Below are 15,290 nucleotides of genomic sequence, written 5' to 3' on the forward strand. Positions count from 1 at the left end.
CGGTCCCGGTTATCGCCAGTTGGTGGAGTGAGGGACGCGGATTTGTCGGCTTAGTGTTGGTTTGTTGGTTAAGTTAATTATTTTCTTTCTAATACTACCGCTTATTGGCGATTAACCGTTGTTATGTGCTGGCGGTTTGTACTTGATTTATCTTAACGAAAAACCAAGGAACTGGTTCGAATCCATTATCATCATGGTTCATGTAATTTACAATTTCTTTCCAATTTTTATTTTCCTGAATTAATCCATTGTTGTTAATCTTAATTCCAAATTCTGAAATCAATTCATCTTTTAAATCATGACAGTGAAATGAGTGAAAATCTCCACTTGGTTCTATCCCAATAAGATCAAATCCAAGTTGTTCCTCTTTGGTATTCTCTTTAATTTCTTTTTTTAAATTTTGATAAATTCCAATTTCACCAAATTTTTTATTAGTCGGTGATAAAATATTTAATGCTTGATTTTTTTCTGTTTCTGGAAAATTGATACTCAATATTTGTAATTCTTTTTCTTCTTTAAAGAAAGATTTTTTATAATCTAGAACTGTGTTTAGATCATAAAAGTTATTTATCCAACCAATTTTATTTTGCTCTAATTTATTATCTGTCCATTTGTGAATTTTATTTATCAATTCTTCTGAAAGTTTGAATTCTTTTCTAATAATATCACTGATATTTTTCCCATCTTCTGACCACGATATTGACCAGGAATCTAAATAAGATTTATTTATACAGCTACTGCATGTAAAAATTTTAGAACCTTTAATTGTTCCAAAATCAGCAGGTTCTATTTTGTATAAATAATATGATCCTAAGTAGTACTTCATAATGTTAAAATCCGCTTGCATATAACGGTTACGGTTATCGCAAGTTGCGGGAGTTGGGACGCGGACTTGTCGGCTTAGTTGTTTTCTTTCCTTGAATCTAAAATTACACTTTTTCGACAACACCCGTTATTTGCGATTAACCGATGTTGGGCTTAGTACTTTCATTAATCTAACTCACTTGCCTTTATTCGATTGGCAAATCTTTCCGCAGGCATCATTCTAATTTTAATGTTTTCTGACTTAAGAATTACATCACCATTTCTATTATCTTTTTTTATTGTAAATGAATTTACAAATAGACTATCAAGAAAAGATTTTTCAGTACTGTTTTCTTTTTTATAGAATTTTAAATTACGAAAGGATTGATCAGTAGAGTAGTAGAGAATTTCTTTAGTATTATTTTTTCCAGGAACTAAAACTGTTGAATCAGAATTATTGAATCTTATAGCTGGATAGAATTTTTTATCTCTAATTGTAAAGGACAGTAATTGATTATGTATTATTCTGTCTTTTATATCTTCATTATTTATTTCTGTAGTTAAGAGCACCCATTTGTTGTCAAGTTTGAAATCATATTTTTTTGGATTACAACTGTGTAGAAATAATAAAGTCAATATTATAAGTTCTTTCTTCAAATTTTCTGTATTAAGCCCAACGGTTTCGGTTATCGCCAGTTGGCGGAGTAAGGGACGCGGATTAGTCGGCCTATTATTGATTTGTTGGTCAAGTTAATTATTTTCTTACTAACGGTTCCGCTTATTGGCGATGAACCGTTGTTGTAAAATGGAGCGACTATACCTAAATATCAATAATCTTGAACGGTTGAATAATTATTTAATACTTCTTCGATATGTTTAGTATCCATATTCCCAAAACAACAAAGATGTAATCTATTATTAGTCCTTTCAAGTTCTGATTCTAATAATATATCACCAGAAAGTAGAGGTCTGACCTCATTCCATTGTTGAACTATTATTCCTATAGGCCCATAACCAATAATTCCCCAAGAACAGTTGCCTTGTACTGTCGGTAAATAATTTACTTTTCTTATCGCTTTGTACAAGCCTGATATAGACACATCTTTTATATATATGGCTTTTTTATGTGGCGCATTTGTATCATCGCTCATATGTACACTATCTCTGGTTAAAACTATTTCCATTAATTTTCCTTGTAATTGATGTAAATCGAGGAAAATCCTGATTTTGAATCATATGATGAATCAATATTTCCCCAATTGAAATTTCTTTGTTTTCCTATTTCTTTATTTAACCATTTCTCAAATTTTTCCTGGTTCTTTATTTCATTCTTTTCACTCCAATTTTTCCAAGTGGAACTTTCATCCATTTGAGTTTCTTGAAATACCATAGAAACTAAATTCAATCTATTTTCAAAATATCCTAATGACAATTTAAAATATTGATTATCTATTTTTAAATTAATAACATCTAACCATTTCCAGCCATTATTAATATCTCTTATTTCTTGGATGTTCCCTGCCTTAAATTGGTCTGTTAATTCAAATTTTGAAAATGGTTTTAGTTCAAATTCTTTCAAATTTAAACTTCCATCTTTACTGTTAATCATAATTTTACGGATTCGTTTTAGAATAGAAAGTCTTTCAGGAGCTCTTGTTTACAACGGTTCCGGTTATCGCCAGTTGGCGGAGTAAGGGACGCGGATTTGTCGGCTTAGTATTGGTTTGTTGGTTAAGATAATTATTTTCTTACTAACGGTACCGCTTATTTGCGATTAACCGTTGTTGTGGCTAGTTTTTTAGTTTTCCTATTCCTTTTAAAATCGAAAAAATTTCAGGTTCATCACCATAATAATTGTCTTCGATGAATTCATAACTTCGATTTACAGGGTAGACACCATTTAACTTTGCGAAAGAATGATAATAATATTCGATTTGTAAATTCTTGCCAATAGAATCCCTGGTAATAATTCGCTCTGGAATCCATTTTTTTCTTTCTTCAATTTCATCATTTTCAAGTTTATTGAAGTCATATTTAGCAAATGACTCGGTTTTGAAAATGTAGTCTTCATTATCTAAATAATAAATGGTTTTGTAGTAATTCTCGCAGTCTGCTAATAGTGGTTGGTCGTTGTAGTATAATGTTTCAATAATTTTGTTTTCAGAATATTCAAACGTAACTCTGTTGGCTAAGTAGCACAATACGTCATTAATCAATTCACCATTTTTCAAAAATTCAAGCTCTTTAACTCTTCCTTTCTCATCAATTGTTTCTCTAAGTAAAAACTTGTGTCCAGTAGTGTCATATAGACCGAATTCAACTATATCCCAACTTGATGCAGTTGGACTATATAGGTGATAATCAACTTTTTGAGCGGCAACTATATTGGTAAAAACTATTATGATTATGGTGATTGTCCTTTTCATAAAAATTAGCCACAACGGTTTCGGTTATCGCCAGTTGGCGGAGTAAGGAACGCGGATTTGTCGGCTTAATATTTGTTCGTTGGTCAATTTAATTATTTTCTTTCTAACGTTGCCGCTTATTGGCGATTAACCGTTGTTGCCCACAGTTATGTTCCCTAATCTCGTTTTTTGCAAATTACTTGATGTTCACCACTTTTTGAATAGCAACCATACTTTATATCTGAGAATTTAAAATCTGGTTTAGATATTTTTTTGACTGGTTTGCCGTATTTGTGTTAACCCCTGTTGTCCACAGTTTTTATGTGCAATCGTATGATGACACTACTGATATTCCGTTTTCTTTGTATTCAATAGTCAAATCTTGGGTTGCTCCAACTCCTTCAAACTTCACATTGTTATCAACTTTTTCGAAAAAAGAAGGAACAGAAATTTCATTTTCGTTTATCAATTTACTGTAGTCAGATACCATTTGGTGATAAACTTCGTTGACCGAAAGATTTTTGTATTCGTATATATGATCAAAACATCCATCCCACTCTATATAGGTGTAGTTTCCATTTTCATAGTACTTGAATTCAAAATATTTAGGAAAGTTTCCCATAGGAGTCTCCGTTTGCTTTTCCTCCGTTTCTGTGCTTAATAGTTTTCCTCTTAAATTAATAAAATGCTGTCCAAATTTATTCAATCCTGTATCCACTTCTTTATCGGTCAGATCAGAACTGAAAATATAACCGTCAATACTTTCTGGTTTAATCCAGTTCCCGGGAATCGAGAATCCAGGTCCAATTTGAAACCTTTCATTGCTTGGAATTTGTTTCTCTATAGTTATTAATTCTCCTACAACTAATTTTGTCAGTGTCTTAGATCCAAAAGTCGGTTGTTCATAAACGTTCGCTCCTAAAATGTTTATTACAGTACTTTGCATTTTTTTTTTTGATCTTGTCCAAAAACGGGAATGGCAAGTAGAATCATTATTAAAAAAAGTAATGTTTTTTTCATAATTGTGGGCAACGGTTTCGGTTATCGCCAGTTGGCGGAGTAAGGGACGCGGATTTGTCGGCTTAGTATTAGTTTTTTGATCAAGTTAATTATTTTCTTACTAACGGTGCCGCTTATTGGCGATTAACCGTTGTTAGCTGCTGTGATTTTCGTTCCAATCTAATAATTTAACCTTTCCATCTTTTATAATCATTATAGTCACTTCTCTTTTCTTTGCAGTATGATAAAAGTCCATATTGATTAATTTATAATCTCCATATGTTTTAGTTATTGGATTGTGAGTGTATTTATCATTGTTAAGTAAAGGATTTACGATTTTTATTTCATTACCATCAACTTCTGCTAGAAATGTGCTTTCATTAAGATTTACTAGATATAATTGTCGATCTTCAAGTTTGAAAGTAGAGAAAAATTGGATTCCATAAAGTTCTAATTCATTAGAAAATTCATTTGAATTATCTTGATATCCTAATTCTCCTTGAGAATTTCTGATTTGATTCCTACTTGCCTTAGCTAATCTCGTTGGATTGGCTATTTTTTTTATTTCTGAAGTTCCCTGCATATGACCTAAATGTGAAAGGATTAGATATTGGCCATTTTCTTTCCATACCGTGTTTGCACAGGTAGACTCTGTATAAAAAGTATTTTTGCTTTGTCGATTATAGAAGAAAATCGTTCCTCCAAATTCACCGTCACATTCACGATATACGATATAGTTTTCATCGGAGAATAAAATTGGTTGATTTTTCACGGGAATCTTTATATCTGAATTTTCCCAATTCTCGCCATTCCATTGATATAAATTCCTAAATAGAATCGATTTTGTCCTCGCTAATAGTTTACCATCTACAACCCAGTGGTATTTGAATCTTTTCGTATTAAGGTTTTTTTCAAGTTCTTCATTTCTTGAATTATCTTTTAAATTATGACATACGAATTTACCATTGTCAAATAGTGATATCAGATTATCCTTATAGATTGTGGAAAATGATTTCGGAAAATTTATATAATTATCATCCCAATCATCGAAATCATCTGTGTAATACGGATTGCTAATTACTATTGTATCCATTTCTAAATAGATAGGTTTTTCGCTAATAGAAACCGAAAACTCTTTAGTTTTATAGAGACACGATTCGCAAACTGAGTCCGTTATTTCTCCGGCTAAAACATTCCATCCTTTTGTCTTCTGGAATTTTTCTATGATTTTATCAAAAGACACCGATTCCTTGTAAGAATCTGTTTGGCTTTGAACTGATATTACAAAAAGAATAGCAGAAATTGTGTATAGAAATTTTCTCAAAATTATGTTTTCAAATTATCAAAAATCATTGCAGCTAACGGTTTCGAATAATCGTCAGTTGTGGTTGAAGGTATTCGGATTTGTCGGCTTAGGTTTTTGTTTGTTGGATTCTAAAAATACTATTTTATTTCAAATGGCCACAATTGCGAATATTCGTTGTTATACACTGGTGCGACAGAGCCGAGTGAGAACCGCAGATATGCCACTGTCGGGAATACTCTAACTTTCGTAAAAAATCTTGCTCATTTGGTTACAATTATTGCGCCCGAGTAAGCGTCCGTTTCTTGGTACTAAGCTTCTTTATGATGAAGTTCTTAGTAGCTAATTTGTTGTTGAGCAGCTACCAAAAGCTTCTTTACTTATTAAATCTTTCCTGAACGATCTTTTACAATTTTCGATAGAACCAGGATTTTCTAAGTTTAGGATTTACAAAAGATTCTTAATTGAGAATTATCAATTGAAGCTTTTAAAATCGAATTTTTCAGATTGGATTATTATTGTTTTAAGTAGCTAAAATCGTTGCGGAGCACTTGTGTATAACGGTTACGGTTATCGCAAGTTACGGGAGTAGGGACGCGGACTTGTCGGCTTAGTTACGATTCTTTCCTGGTTTCTAAAATTACACTTTTTCCTTTAAAACCCGTTATTTGCGATGAACCGATGTTAGGCAAAGTTTTTATAGCGCCTTTTCTATAGAATATTCTAATTTTTTTATATTTTCTTTACTATATCCTCTTATAATATTTATCACTTCTTTGTTTAGATTAATAACTATATGAGTTGGAAATGAGGTTATCTGATATTCGTCACCGTTAATTAAAACTATATTATAAGAAAATGGATGCTTAGGAAGAAAAATTTTCATCAGATTTTCTTTTGATGTAGACACCGCAGGAGCAATAAAATTTACATTTTCATTTTTAAATTTATCTACTAATAGATTTAGTTCTGGAATTTCTTTAATGCATGGCGCGCACCAAGTCCCCCAAAAATTTAGTACAATAATATCACCTTTGGTAGATTCCGACGAAATTTCATTACCATAAATGTCACTATAATTAAAAGGTGATATAATATCTCCAATGTTATAATTTATTCGTTTGCCAAAGTCTGGATCTATATAAATAGAAAAACTTATATCATAATCAGGAATATATTCTAGTATTTGATCAAATTGTATATTATTATTCATTGACTGCGAGAACTTCCATTCTTTACCTTGATTATCAGAAACACCTGCTATAAAACTTTTTCTTTTATCTCGAAAACTTATTTCGAATAACGATTGAAATTTATTATTTGATTTAGTGAGATATGAAAGCTTTTTTAATTCAAATTTGTCAGTATCATTTTTCAATATTTGGTTCCACATTTCTATCAAATCATCCTTGGCTTTTTTGTTGTTGCCAAAATATGCAGGTAATAAGTAATCTACATATTCGGAGATATTCTTATCATTGTAAAAATTAATCATTTCTTTTACTTGAATAGTAGCTGCTGCTCTTTGTTCGTCATGTTGCCCCTGTACAGCGTAAGAAAATAACATAATTATAAAAATTACTTTTGATCCTATCATTCTAGAATTATTCATTTTTCATGGTTAAAAATTTTGCCTAACGGTCCCGGTTATCGCCAGTTGGCGGAGTAGGGGACGCGGATTTGTCGGCTTAGTATTGGTTCGTTGGTTAAGTTAATTATTTTCTTTCTAACGGTGCCGCTTATTGGCGATTAACCATTGTTGTTGCCAGTTTTATTAGAAAATAATTCAAATGCATTATACACCGCCTGATGTAATGCGTCTCCATGTGATTTATCTTCTAAAAAATCAAAATAAACTTTACTTTCTAGCATTTTCAAGTCGTCCAGTTTTTTGTACAACTTTTTTGCTGTTCTTTCCATTACTTCTCCTTCTTTACCAACAGCTATATAAATTTGCTTAGAACTATCAAAATCTGCTATTTCTTCTTCTAACAGACTTTCATCGTCCCACCATAAACTTGGACTTACTATAATATAATTGTCAAATATATGTGGTGTTTTAAGAAGTATCTCAGTTCCAACTAGTCCACCTAACGATTGACCGATTAGCGTTTTCGTTTGAGTAGTTCTATATTTTTCGTTTATAAATGGTAGCGCTTCTTGCTTTAAAAACTTTATAAATTTTTCTGACTCTCCCGAAGTCGGAAATTCGTCTTGATCTAATTTGTTATTTGAAGGATATGTAAAATCTTTTTTTCTATCAGTATTGGCAATACCTACCACAATACTTTCAGGAATCATGTTAATCCAGGAAAAAGAACCAAATTGAACAATTCCGGTTATATGTATAAAATCCTCATTCTTAGAACCATCAAGTAAATAGATTACTGGATAAGCTTTTGAAGAGTCTGTTTCATAACTTTGTGGTAGATAAATATTTAAAACTCGGTTTTCTTTTAAAATGTTTGATTTGATTTCAATTCTTTTACCAATATTGAGGTCATTCACGCTGACTTCCTCAACTAAGGATTGACTATTTGAAAAGGAAAATGTCAGTAGAGCTATAAAAAAAATTAAATATATTTTCATGTTATAAAATTGGCTACAACGGTTACGGTTATCGCAAGTTGCGGGAGTAGGGACGCGGACTTGTCGGATTAACTATTTTCTTTCTTGGTTTCTAAAATTACACTTTTTCTGTAATACCCGTTATTTGCGATGAACCGATGTTGTTGCCAGTTATTTTTGTTCTAAGATTTTGATAGTATCCGCAGATTATTCTGTTTCGCAAATTCTATAGCACTTAATCCGTGTTTTCCCTTTTTAAATTTATTGGCTCCGTTTTTTAGAAGTAGTTGCACAACGTCATTAAAACCATGTTGTGAAGCAAACATAATTGGTGTAGAATCATCTAAATCACTTGCGTCTACGTTTGCACCATTTCTAATCAATATGTCAACACAACTGATTTTTCCTGCATTTGCGGCAAACATTAATGCTGTGTATCCAAAATTGTCTTTTTGTTCTATTGAAGCTCCTTTTTTGATTAAATATTCCACAATTAAATCCTTCCCTCTAAAGCTGGCAGACATTAAAGAAGTTAAACCAGTATTTTCGGTTTGGTCAATTTCCGCATTATTTTTAACTAGCAATCTGGTTATATCTAAATTACCTCTTGCTGAAGATGTCATTAAAGCAAAACCATCTTTTATATCCATTTTTTTTGAAGATCCCTTTTTGTTTACGTTAGCTCCTTTATCAATCAATAATTTTACTAATTCATATTGATCTCGATTAGCTGCAATATAAATTGCGGGAAGATATTGATCCGAAAACGAATTTGGATTAGCACCTTTTTCTAACGCTTCAATTGCTTGCTCTCTATTATTGAGAATTAAAGCATTAATTAAAGATTTATCTAAATCTGATTGTTTAGAACTTGGATTATTCTTGAAAAGGTTGGTTAGGAAACTCATTTTTAAAATAATTGGCTACAACGGTTACGGTTATCGCAAGTTGCGGGAGTAGGGATGCGGACTTGTCGGATTAACTTTTTTCTTTCCTGGTTTCTAAAATTACACTTTTTCCCAGAAAACCCGTTATTTGCGATGAACCGATGTTAGGTGCAGTGCTAAGCTATAATTTTCTTCTTTAGTTTTAGTTCTTTGTTCATTACTTTAAACAGGACTATTGCCGATAAGATTAATGATATTGAACTTGTCATTATCGGTAAATTAGATAAAGAATCTTTACCCGGATTTTTAGTTAGAATGTATGTTGCTAACCATAGAATTAAAACTCCAGTAATAGTAAATAAATTTTTAAGTTTTGAGTTCTTTAGTATCAGACTTGATATAAGGATTAATTTACTCAGGAGTGATACCAATCCTACAAACATTAATCTATCTTGAAAGTCCGCGTTGAAATCAAATAAAATTCCGTCCTGGAATATTCTGATTGGACTTATAATTTCAAAAAGAAGTAAAATTCCAAATCCGTGTCCAGCGGCAATTGGTATCAATGATTGAGAAATTATTAATAGAAGTTTTAATTGCTTAAGTTCTTTCATCTAACTCTGTTGCATTGCATCCTAACGGTTACGGTTATCGCAAGTTGCGGGAGTAAGGATGCGGATTTGTCGGCTTAGTTGTTTCCATAATTGGTCTCTCAAATAACCATTTTCAGTAAACTACCCGTTATTTGCGATGAACCGATGTTAGCTGCTGATATGGTTTACGATAGGATAAATCGAAACTAATTTTCCATTCTTCATAATAATTTCAACTGGTATTTTTGAATAAGTTTCGGATATATAAATATGTCTGCTATCATCTTTCTTTTTCATTTTGTCGTATGCATAGTTACATTCATGAAAAAGCTGTGTTCTTGTCCAATTTTTAGGAAAGAAAGTTGAAGGATTATCCTTAGTAATCCATCGGTCATTCTTCTTATCGTAAAATTTGACTTCTGCTTTCCAAACTCCTGTAGAATTATCTAAAACTTCTTCATTGATTATTTCAACTCGATCTGGATTATAAAAATGTAAACCTTGAACTTTCCCTTTTTTGATATGGCCTTTAGTTGCATGAATAAATATTTCTATGAAATCCATTTTATACGAAGTGCCATGTGGTACAGGTATAAAATCAATTGGTTTAACTATATTCTTTTCTACTTTCTGAGCTAGTCTAGGATTATTGGATTTAAGCTTTTTATAAATTAAAGAGTTTCTTTTTAATCCACGCAAGGAATTAAATGGACCTTCACCTTGTGTCAAATAAGGAAAGCTTTTAGGAACTTCAAAAATACGAATCGGAGATTTCATACCTTCTCGATCAGTATTGTGTACATCTTCTACTATATAGAAAAAGCATTCTTCCATATTTGCAGCTAACGGTTACGGTTATCGCAAGTTGCGGGAGTAGGGACGCGGACTTGTCGGATTAACTCTTTTGTTTCCTGGTTTCTAAAATTACACTTTTTCGATTAAACCCGTTATTTGCGATTAACCGATGTTAGGGTAAGTTTTTTATCCAGACTTTTGATTTTTTCTTGACGGTTTCATCACTTTTAATTCCAACTTCTGAATTGCTGGCTTTTTTCACACTTTCTCCGTCTACTTGCAAATCTTGTATTACTATTTTTTTAAATTCGTTATTCTTCTCTACGAATAGGCTTTGTTCGATTGAAATTTCGTTTTCTCCTATTTCTAAAATAAAAATTTTTCCTTTTTGAAAAACCTCTTCGATTACGCCTAATTGAGTTAAATTCTCAGGTTTAAAGCTAATTAATCCATAGGAGTATAATAAATTTCTCGCTTCACTTTTTGTAATGATATCATTAGATATAGTATGATAAAGTCGGAATAATTGCCAAGTTGTTAAAAGTCCTCTTTCATCATTTAATGCATCTTGTATTTGTTGGGGAGTAAATGGGGGATTTTCTCTTTCCTTTGCTGGAATATGTCTTTGATGGTTAACTATATATAAACCATAGACATCAAATTTATTTCTTTCTCTTGCTCGCCTATATTTAATTTTCGATATCTGGCTACATTCTGAATCTTTACTTGTTCCCCCAATTCCTTTTACCTCAATAACCAATAACCCTTTATCACTTTCTATTTGTATATCCTCTTCTTTAATACCATCAATTTCAGAATCCATATCTACTACGTTTTCGAATCCCAGCCATTCCAAAAATTTAATAACTGCATTAACTAACTCATCACTTGTTTCAGTTAGAATTTCATGGAGAAAATTAAACTGTTCATAATTATTGCTAATTTCTTTGTCCTTTTTTTTTAATTGCTTTTAGATACTGTTCTTTAAGAAGCTTTTTCTCCTGTAAAAATTTTTCATAATTAGGTAAAAAATAATCTTCATTATTAATCCATTTGTGCTCATTTGAATATGGAAATAATTTAGGCTGTAAGGCTGGTGCAACACTTTCTAAAAATTCAATTATAAAATTTGAATTATCTTTTAAGGCTGGAAATAAATAGAGGCAACAGGGGTTTAAGTAGTAAGCAAAGGAGACAATTTCCTCATCTAAATTTTGTACAATTGGATAAAAGTTTGGATCAGGTATCTGGTTTTCTTTTTCCCATATTGAAGGGTGATAGAATATATTTTTATATGAAAATTCTGAATTGTATTTATTCAAAAAATTAGCGAAATCCCATCACTTGGTATTATAGTTGTTTTTTCCCCAAATTTATTTGCTGATAAGGGAATAATATGATGAGCAAATTCATATAATGTACAAGTTTGAACTCCTTTTTTTCGTGGATGTTGTCCATTTTCCTCAGCGAATTGATATTCAATTTTTTCATCTTCACTTTGAAAAACAATTATTGCAGCATCTTTTTTCATCAAACTTTTTATTTCTTCAAAAAGAACGTGTGATGCTAGAGCACGCGTGTCAAGAATAGTTTGAGGATATTCACATAGTAGATAAATATTGTTTGCTGATTTATTCTTAGATCTTATATTATCCTCTTCTATATACTCGGTAATTTCCTTATTCGAAAAGTCAATTATAACGATATCAAACTCATGTAGATTTGGAGGAAAATCACGATTTAATAAACAATATTTATGATCATATTTTGTATTCTTGGTATCTATGATTTTTCCGATACTTCCTTCATAAACACTGTACTTTTCAGATAATTTTTGATATACTTCTTTTTTTAAATTTAATGTTAAGATTTGTGGTTTTTCGATCATCAAATTTTTGTTTAAAAATTTACCCTAACGGTTTCGGTTATCGCCAGTTGGCGGAGTAGGGGACGCGGATCTGTCGGCTTAAGATTGGTTTGTTGGTCAAGTTAATTATTTTCTTTCAACGCTGCCGTCTATTGGCGATGAACCGTTGTTATGCACTGGCGTTATTACTCCAAAACTTTTTTACACTCTTTGTTTTTACTTTTTTATTATCAAAAAATGAACATATTAAATTTTGTTCACTTTCTTGAAAGTAATAAAATATAATGCTTTCAATTGAAGGATTATCCTTAATTATTTTAAATATATGAGAGTCGTTATTTGGTGATAGTCCTAAAAACGTTATTTCGCCCTGAACTTTCTTCAATTCATTAATTGCGAAATCAATCGAGAATTTTAAATCAGGTTTATTTAATTTTAATTGGATTACTTCATAAAAATTTCTAATCAGTGCATCATCGGAATTTTTAAAAGCTTCTATTTTTTCTTTTATCTCAGGATCTTCTTTATAACCATTTACAAATTTTTCAAAACCTGAATTTGCTAGTTCGGATTGTGTAGCGGAAAATTCTTTAAAATTTCCAGAACTACCTGTTATTGCAGTTGAAAAAGTATGTTCGTATCCCTTAATTACTGGATATTTTTCGGAAGGACGATCTGATAATTTATTTCTCAAACTATTTGGATCATAAGTTTGGCTTAAAATATGAAATGCTCCGTGTAGATATAATACTTTATTGTTTATGGAAGCTTCAATATTTCTGTCATAGTTTGTTGTAAAAATATTTTTGAAGGATTTGAGATATTCCACAATATGTTTTGGAAACGATTTATGTATTTCATTTATTTTCCCATCATTGTAAATAGAATCCAAAAATAAACGCCTTAAAAACTCTTGGAAGTAAAATCTTTCCGGATTTTTAATTCTATGTTTTCTACAATGTAATTCATTAAGTAAGAAGTAATCTTCAAATCCAATATCCGATATTTCCCTATTTGTAGAATAATTATTCTTAAAGCTTTCTAGTTCACTTTTTTCATAATCGAAAACAGCTAATTGATCATACTCATTATTTAAAATTTCAGGAATTATAGAATGTAAGGTATAAATCCAAGTTTCAATTTCTTTTGTGTAGACTTCTTCTGAGAAATTTTTAGTTTTTAAATTAAGTAAAGCTCTTTCAATTATATTTTTGTTAGTGTAATCTGCACCTCCAAATTGAATATCTATTCCATTGCCAATTATTATATTTTTCATTTTGGAAATTTTCTTGAACGCTTGTGCATAACGGTTTCGAATAATCGTCAGTTGTGGTTGTACGTAATCGGATTTGTCGGCTTAGGTTTATGTTAGTTGGATTCTAAAAATACTATTTTATTTCAAATGACCACAATTGCGAATATTCGTTGTTATATGCTGTTGCGATACGTCCTAGTAAGAACGGGAGATTTGCCGCTGTCGGGAATATCCAAAATTTAAATCTCTAATCATCTTCTTAACTGAAATCATTGCGAAAGAGTGAGCGTCCGTCGTTGTTTTAGCGATCCGTTGGAAACTCCAGTTTGCCGCACTTTAATTTTTTTCCAGTTTCAATTGAAACTTCTTTAGCGTAAATATTCAATTAAATATCAGCGTTCTTTCCTATGAAATTTCTATTGAACGATAAATGTATAACCTCATTTCGGATCTGAATTTTGTAAGTTATCGATTTACTAAAAGTTCTTACTTCGGATTTGTCAGATGAAGGCTTACATCTACATACTTGTCAGATTAGAAGAATTATTGTTCTTAGTAGCTAAAATTGTGCGGAGCAATAGCATATAACGGTTTCGATTATCGCCAGTTGGCGGAGTAGGGGACGCGTATTTGTCGGCTTAGTATTTGATTGTTGGTTAAGTTAATTATTTTCCTACTAAAGCTACCGTCTATTGGCGATTAACCGTTGTTACCTGCTGTAGCGATTGTTCGAATCATGTAGTCTATATTCTTTTACTATCGGTTTTGACTAGGGAAAGTTTGTATATGCGTAATTCAGCCACACAGTAAAATATGTCCATAGACAGCTAAATAACAATCCTATTATAAATAAAACTCGCCGGATAATCTTTAATTTAAATTTTTCATTGAAATAATACCAATTGAATATTTCTGTTATTAATCCACAACTGTAAAAAATATTTGCTCCTAATATCCAGAGTATTGTATTAAAAGTATCCAGACTATTCCAATAAAAATTATCTAATTTTGAAGCTTTATAAATGGCTATAATTCCAGAAATTCCAACCAAAATATTAAAGATCAATCTTTTGGATTCCCACCATTTTATATCTGATTGTAATTTTTCTATTGTCAATTTGTCTTTCAATTTATTCTGAGCTATTGCAGGTAACGGTCCCGGTTACCGTAAGTTGCGGGAGTAAGGACGCGGATTTGTCGGATTAGTTGATTTAATAATTGATCTCTAAAATAACAATTTTCATCTAGCTACCCGTTATTTGCGGTGAACCGTTGTTAGGTGCTGGCGGCTTAGTCAGATTTTTTATTGTATTTAAAGTTGTCATAATTACGATTGCAGCTTTTCCAGTTTCAATTTGAAAATTTTGTCGATTGTTTCTCAAATCAATTGTTGTGAATTTTGATAATTCTGGATTGTCAATTTCACTTTTAAAATCCCCACAATCATAACTTACTATATTTTGAAATTTTATATCTCTTCTTTTGGAATTATCAATTTCTAAAATTCTTCTTGTTGAAATTAAAGTTTTTGACTGCTTGTCAGATATTTCAATGATTGGAATTTCATTTGCATTTAAATCAAAGTCAGTTATAATTTTTTCTGAATCTGGATTTATCAGGCTAGTGAATTTCCAGTCCGTTTCTTTCGGCTCTAATCGATCTATAGCCGCTTTAGTTATTTTATATACTGATTTATCTGTTTTCATTCTTTGTTACAATCGCGATCCGCTTGCACCTAACGGTTACGGTTATCGCAAGTTACGGGAGTAGGGACGCGGACTTGTCGGATTAACTATTTTCTTTCCTGGTTTCTA

Annotated in this window: 17 protein-coding genes; all 17 read right to left on the reverse strand. The window is 31.3% G+C overall.

Going from position 1 to position 15,290, the window contains the following annotated elements; all coding sequences use genetic code 11:
* Window positions 1–121: 121 nt before the first annotated feature.
* The 17 genes from ACNI3T_RS04835 to ACNI3T_RS04915 all read right to left on the reverse strand — a co-directional run bounded on the left by ACNI3T_RS04835 (window position 122) and on the right by ACNI3T_RS04915 (window position 15,182).
* On the reverse strand, window positions 122–826 hold the full coding sequence (locus tag ACNI3T_RS04835; RefSeq protein WP_418226856.1) for a hypothetical protein: 705 nt from the start codon (window positions 824–826) through the stop codon (window positions 122–124).
* Window positions 827–990: 164 nt separating this feature from the next.
* Window positions 991–1,461: a hypothetical protein gene (locus ACNI3T_RS04840; RefSeq protein WP_418226857.1), complete on the reverse strand. Its 471-nt coding sequence runs from the start codon at window positions 1,459–1,461 to the stop codon at window positions 991–993.
* Window positions 1,462–1,631: 170 nt separating this feature from the next.
* Window positions 1,632–1,988: a hypothetical protein gene (locus ACNI3T_RS04845; protein WP_418226858.1), complete on the reverse strand. Its 357-nt coding sequence runs from the start codon at window positions 1,986–1,988 to the stop codon at window positions 1,632–1,634.
* Window positions 1,988–2,413, reverse strand: coding sequence for a hypothetical protein (locus ACNI3T_RS04850; RefSeq protein ID WP_418226859.1), 426 nt, complete (start codon window positions 2,411–2,413; stop codon window positions 1,988–1,990). Before ACNI3T_RS04850 ends, ACNI3T_RS04845 begins: the two co-directional genes overlap by 1 nt.
* A gap of 181 nt (window positions 2,414–2,594) precedes the next feature.
* Window positions 2,595–3,230 carry a hypothetical protein gene (locus ACNI3T_RS04855; protein ID WP_418226860.1) on the reverse strand — a complete coding sequence of 212 codons (636 nt, stop codon included), beginning with the start codon at window positions 3,228–3,230 and terminating at the stop codon, window positions 2,595–2,597.
* Between the two features lie 298 nt (window positions 3,231–3,528).
* Complete coding sequence (locus ACNI3T_RS04860; protein ID WP_418226861.1) at window positions 3,529–4,155, reverse strand: hypothetical protein; 627 nt, start codon at window positions 4,153–4,155, stop codon at window positions 3,529–3,531.
* 207 nt (window positions 4,156–4,362) lie between these two features.
* Entirely contained in the window at window positions 4,363–5,532 is a 1,170-nt protein-coding gene (locus ACNI3T_RS04865) for a hypothetical protein (RefSeq protein WP_418226862.1), read from the reverse strand.
* 676 nt (window positions 5,533–6,208) lie between these two features.
* Window positions 6,209–7,123 (reverse strand): TlpA family protein disulfide reductase, encoded by a 915-nt coding sequence (locus ACNI3T_RS04870; RefSeq protein ID WP_418226863.1) that lies wholly within the window; start codon window positions 7,121–7,123, stop codon window positions 6,209–6,211.
* A 137-nt stretch (window positions 7,124–7,260) separates the two neighbouring features.
* Window positions 7,261–8,100 (reverse strand): alpha/beta hydrolase, encoded by an 840-nt coding sequence (locus ACNI3T_RS04875; protein WP_418226864.1) that lies wholly within the window; start codon window positions 8,098–8,100, stop codon window positions 7,261–7,263.
* A 161-nt stretch (window positions 8,101–8,261) separates the two neighbouring features.
* Window positions 8,262–8,987, reverse strand: a complete 726-nt coding sequence (locus ACNI3T_RS04880) for an ankyrin repeat domain-containing protein (protein WP_418226865.1) — start codon at window positions 8,985–8,987, stop codon at window positions 8,262–8,264.
* A 155-nt stretch (window positions 8,988–9,142) separates the two neighbouring features.
* Window positions 9,143–9,580 carry a hypothetical protein gene (locus tag ACNI3T_RS04885; protein WP_418226866.1) on the reverse strand — a complete coding sequence of 146 codons (438 nt, stop codon included), beginning with the start codon at window positions 9,578–9,580 and terminating at the stop codon, window positions 9,143–9,145.
* A gap of 147 nt (window positions 9,581–9,727) precedes the next feature.
* Entirely contained in the window at window positions 9,728–10,393 is a 666-nt protein-coding gene (locus ACNI3T_RS04890; protein ID WP_418226867.1) for an EndoU domain-containing protein, read from the reverse strand.
* 133 nt (window positions 10,394–10,526) lie between these two features.
* On the reverse strand, window positions 10,527–11,177 hold the full coding sequence (locus tag ACNI3T_RS04895) for a hypothetical protein (protein ID WP_418226868.1): 651 nt from the start codon (window positions 11,175–11,177) through the stop codon (window positions 10,527–10,529).
* Between the two features lie 115 nt (window positions 11,178–11,292).
* A complete protein-coding gene (locus tag ACNI3T_RS04900) occupies window positions 11,293–11,676 on the reverse strand; it encodes a hypothetical protein (RefSeq protein ID WP_418226869.1) in 384 nt (127 codons plus the stop codon).
* Window positions 11,673–12,242, reverse strand: coding sequence for a hypothetical protein (locus ACNI3T_RS04905; protein WP_418226870.1), 570 nt, complete (start codon window positions 12,240–12,242; stop codon window positions 11,673–11,675). Before ACNI3T_RS04905 ends, ACNI3T_RS04900 begins: the two co-directional genes overlap by 4 nt.
* A gap of 148 nt (window positions 12,243–12,390) precedes the next feature.
* A complete protein-coding gene (locus tag ACNI3T_RS04910) occupies window positions 12,391–13,497 on the reverse strand; it encodes an SIR2 family protein (RefSeq protein WP_418226871.1) in 1,107 nt (368 codons plus the stop codon).
* Between the two features lie 1,223 nt (window positions 13,498–14,720).
* Window positions 14,721–15,182, reverse strand: a complete 462-nt coding sequence (locus ACNI3T_RS04915) for a hypothetical protein (protein ID WP_418226872.1) — start codon at window positions 15,180–15,182, stop codon at window positions 14,721–14,723.
* Window positions 15,183–15,290: the final 108 nt, after the last annotated feature.

Origin of the sequence: Christiangramia qingdaonensis (assembly GCF_048381525.1) — a bacterium.
Classification (GTDB): Bacteria; Bacteroidota; Bacteroidia; order Flavobacteriales; family Flavobacteriaceae; genus Christiangramia.

Coding starts and splice junctions, on each gene's coding strand:
- ACNI3T_RS04850 (WP_418226859.1), bottom strand. CDS start 2,413: ATGATTAACAGTAAAGATGGAAGTTTAAATTTGAAAGAATTTGAACTA.
- ACNI3T_RS04880 (WP_418226865.1), bottom strand. CDS start 8,987: ATGAGTTTCCTAACCAACCTTTTCAAGAATAATCCAAGTTCTAAACAA.
- ACNI3T_RS04875 (WP_418226864.1), bottom strand. CDS start 8,100: ATGAAAATATATTTAATTTTTTTTATAGCTCTACTGACATTTTCCTTT.
- ACNI3T_RS04845 (WP_418226858.1), bottom strand. CDS start 1,988: ATGGAAATAGTTTTAACCAGAGATAGTGTACATATGAGCGATGATACA.
- ACNI3T_RS04895 (WP_418226868.1), bottom strand. CDS start 11,177: ATGGATTCTGAAATTGATGGTATTAAAGAAGAGGATATACAAATAGAA.
- ACNI3T_RS04910 (WP_418226871.1), bottom strand. CDS start 13,497: ATGAAAAATATAATAATTGGCAATGGAATAGATATTCAATTTGGAGGT.
- ACNI3T_RS04915 (WP_418226872.1), bottom strand. CDS start 15,182: ATGAAAACAGATAAATCAGTATATAAAATAACTAAAGCGGCTATAGAT.
- ACNI3T_RS04905 (WP_418226870.1), bottom strand. CDS start 12,242: ATGATCGAAAAACCACAAATCTTAACATTAAATTTAAAAAAAGAAGTA.
- ACNI3T_RS04890 (WP_418226867.1), bottom strand. CDS start 10,393: ATGGAAGAATGCTTTTTCTATATAGTAGAAGATGTACACAATACTGAT.
- ACNI3T_RS04855 (WP_418226860.1), bottom strand. CDS start 3,230: ATGAAAAGGACAATCACCATAATCATAATAGTTTTTACCAATATAGTT.
- ACNI3T_RS04870 (WP_418226863.1), bottom strand. CDS start 7,123: ATGAATAATTCTAGAATGATAGGATCAAAAGTAATTTTTATAATTATG.
- ACNI3T_RS04860 (WP_418226861.1), bottom strand. CDS start 4,155: ATGCAAAGTACTGTAATAAACATTTTAGGAGCGAACGTTTATGAACAA.
- ACNI3T_RS04885 (WP_418226866.1), bottom strand. CDS start 9,580: ATGAAAGAACTTAAGCAATTAAAACTTCTATTAATAATTTCTCAATCA.
- ACNI3T_RS04835 (WP_418226856.1), bottom strand. CDS start 826: ATGAAGTACTACTTAGGATCATATTATTTATACAAAATAGAACCTGCT.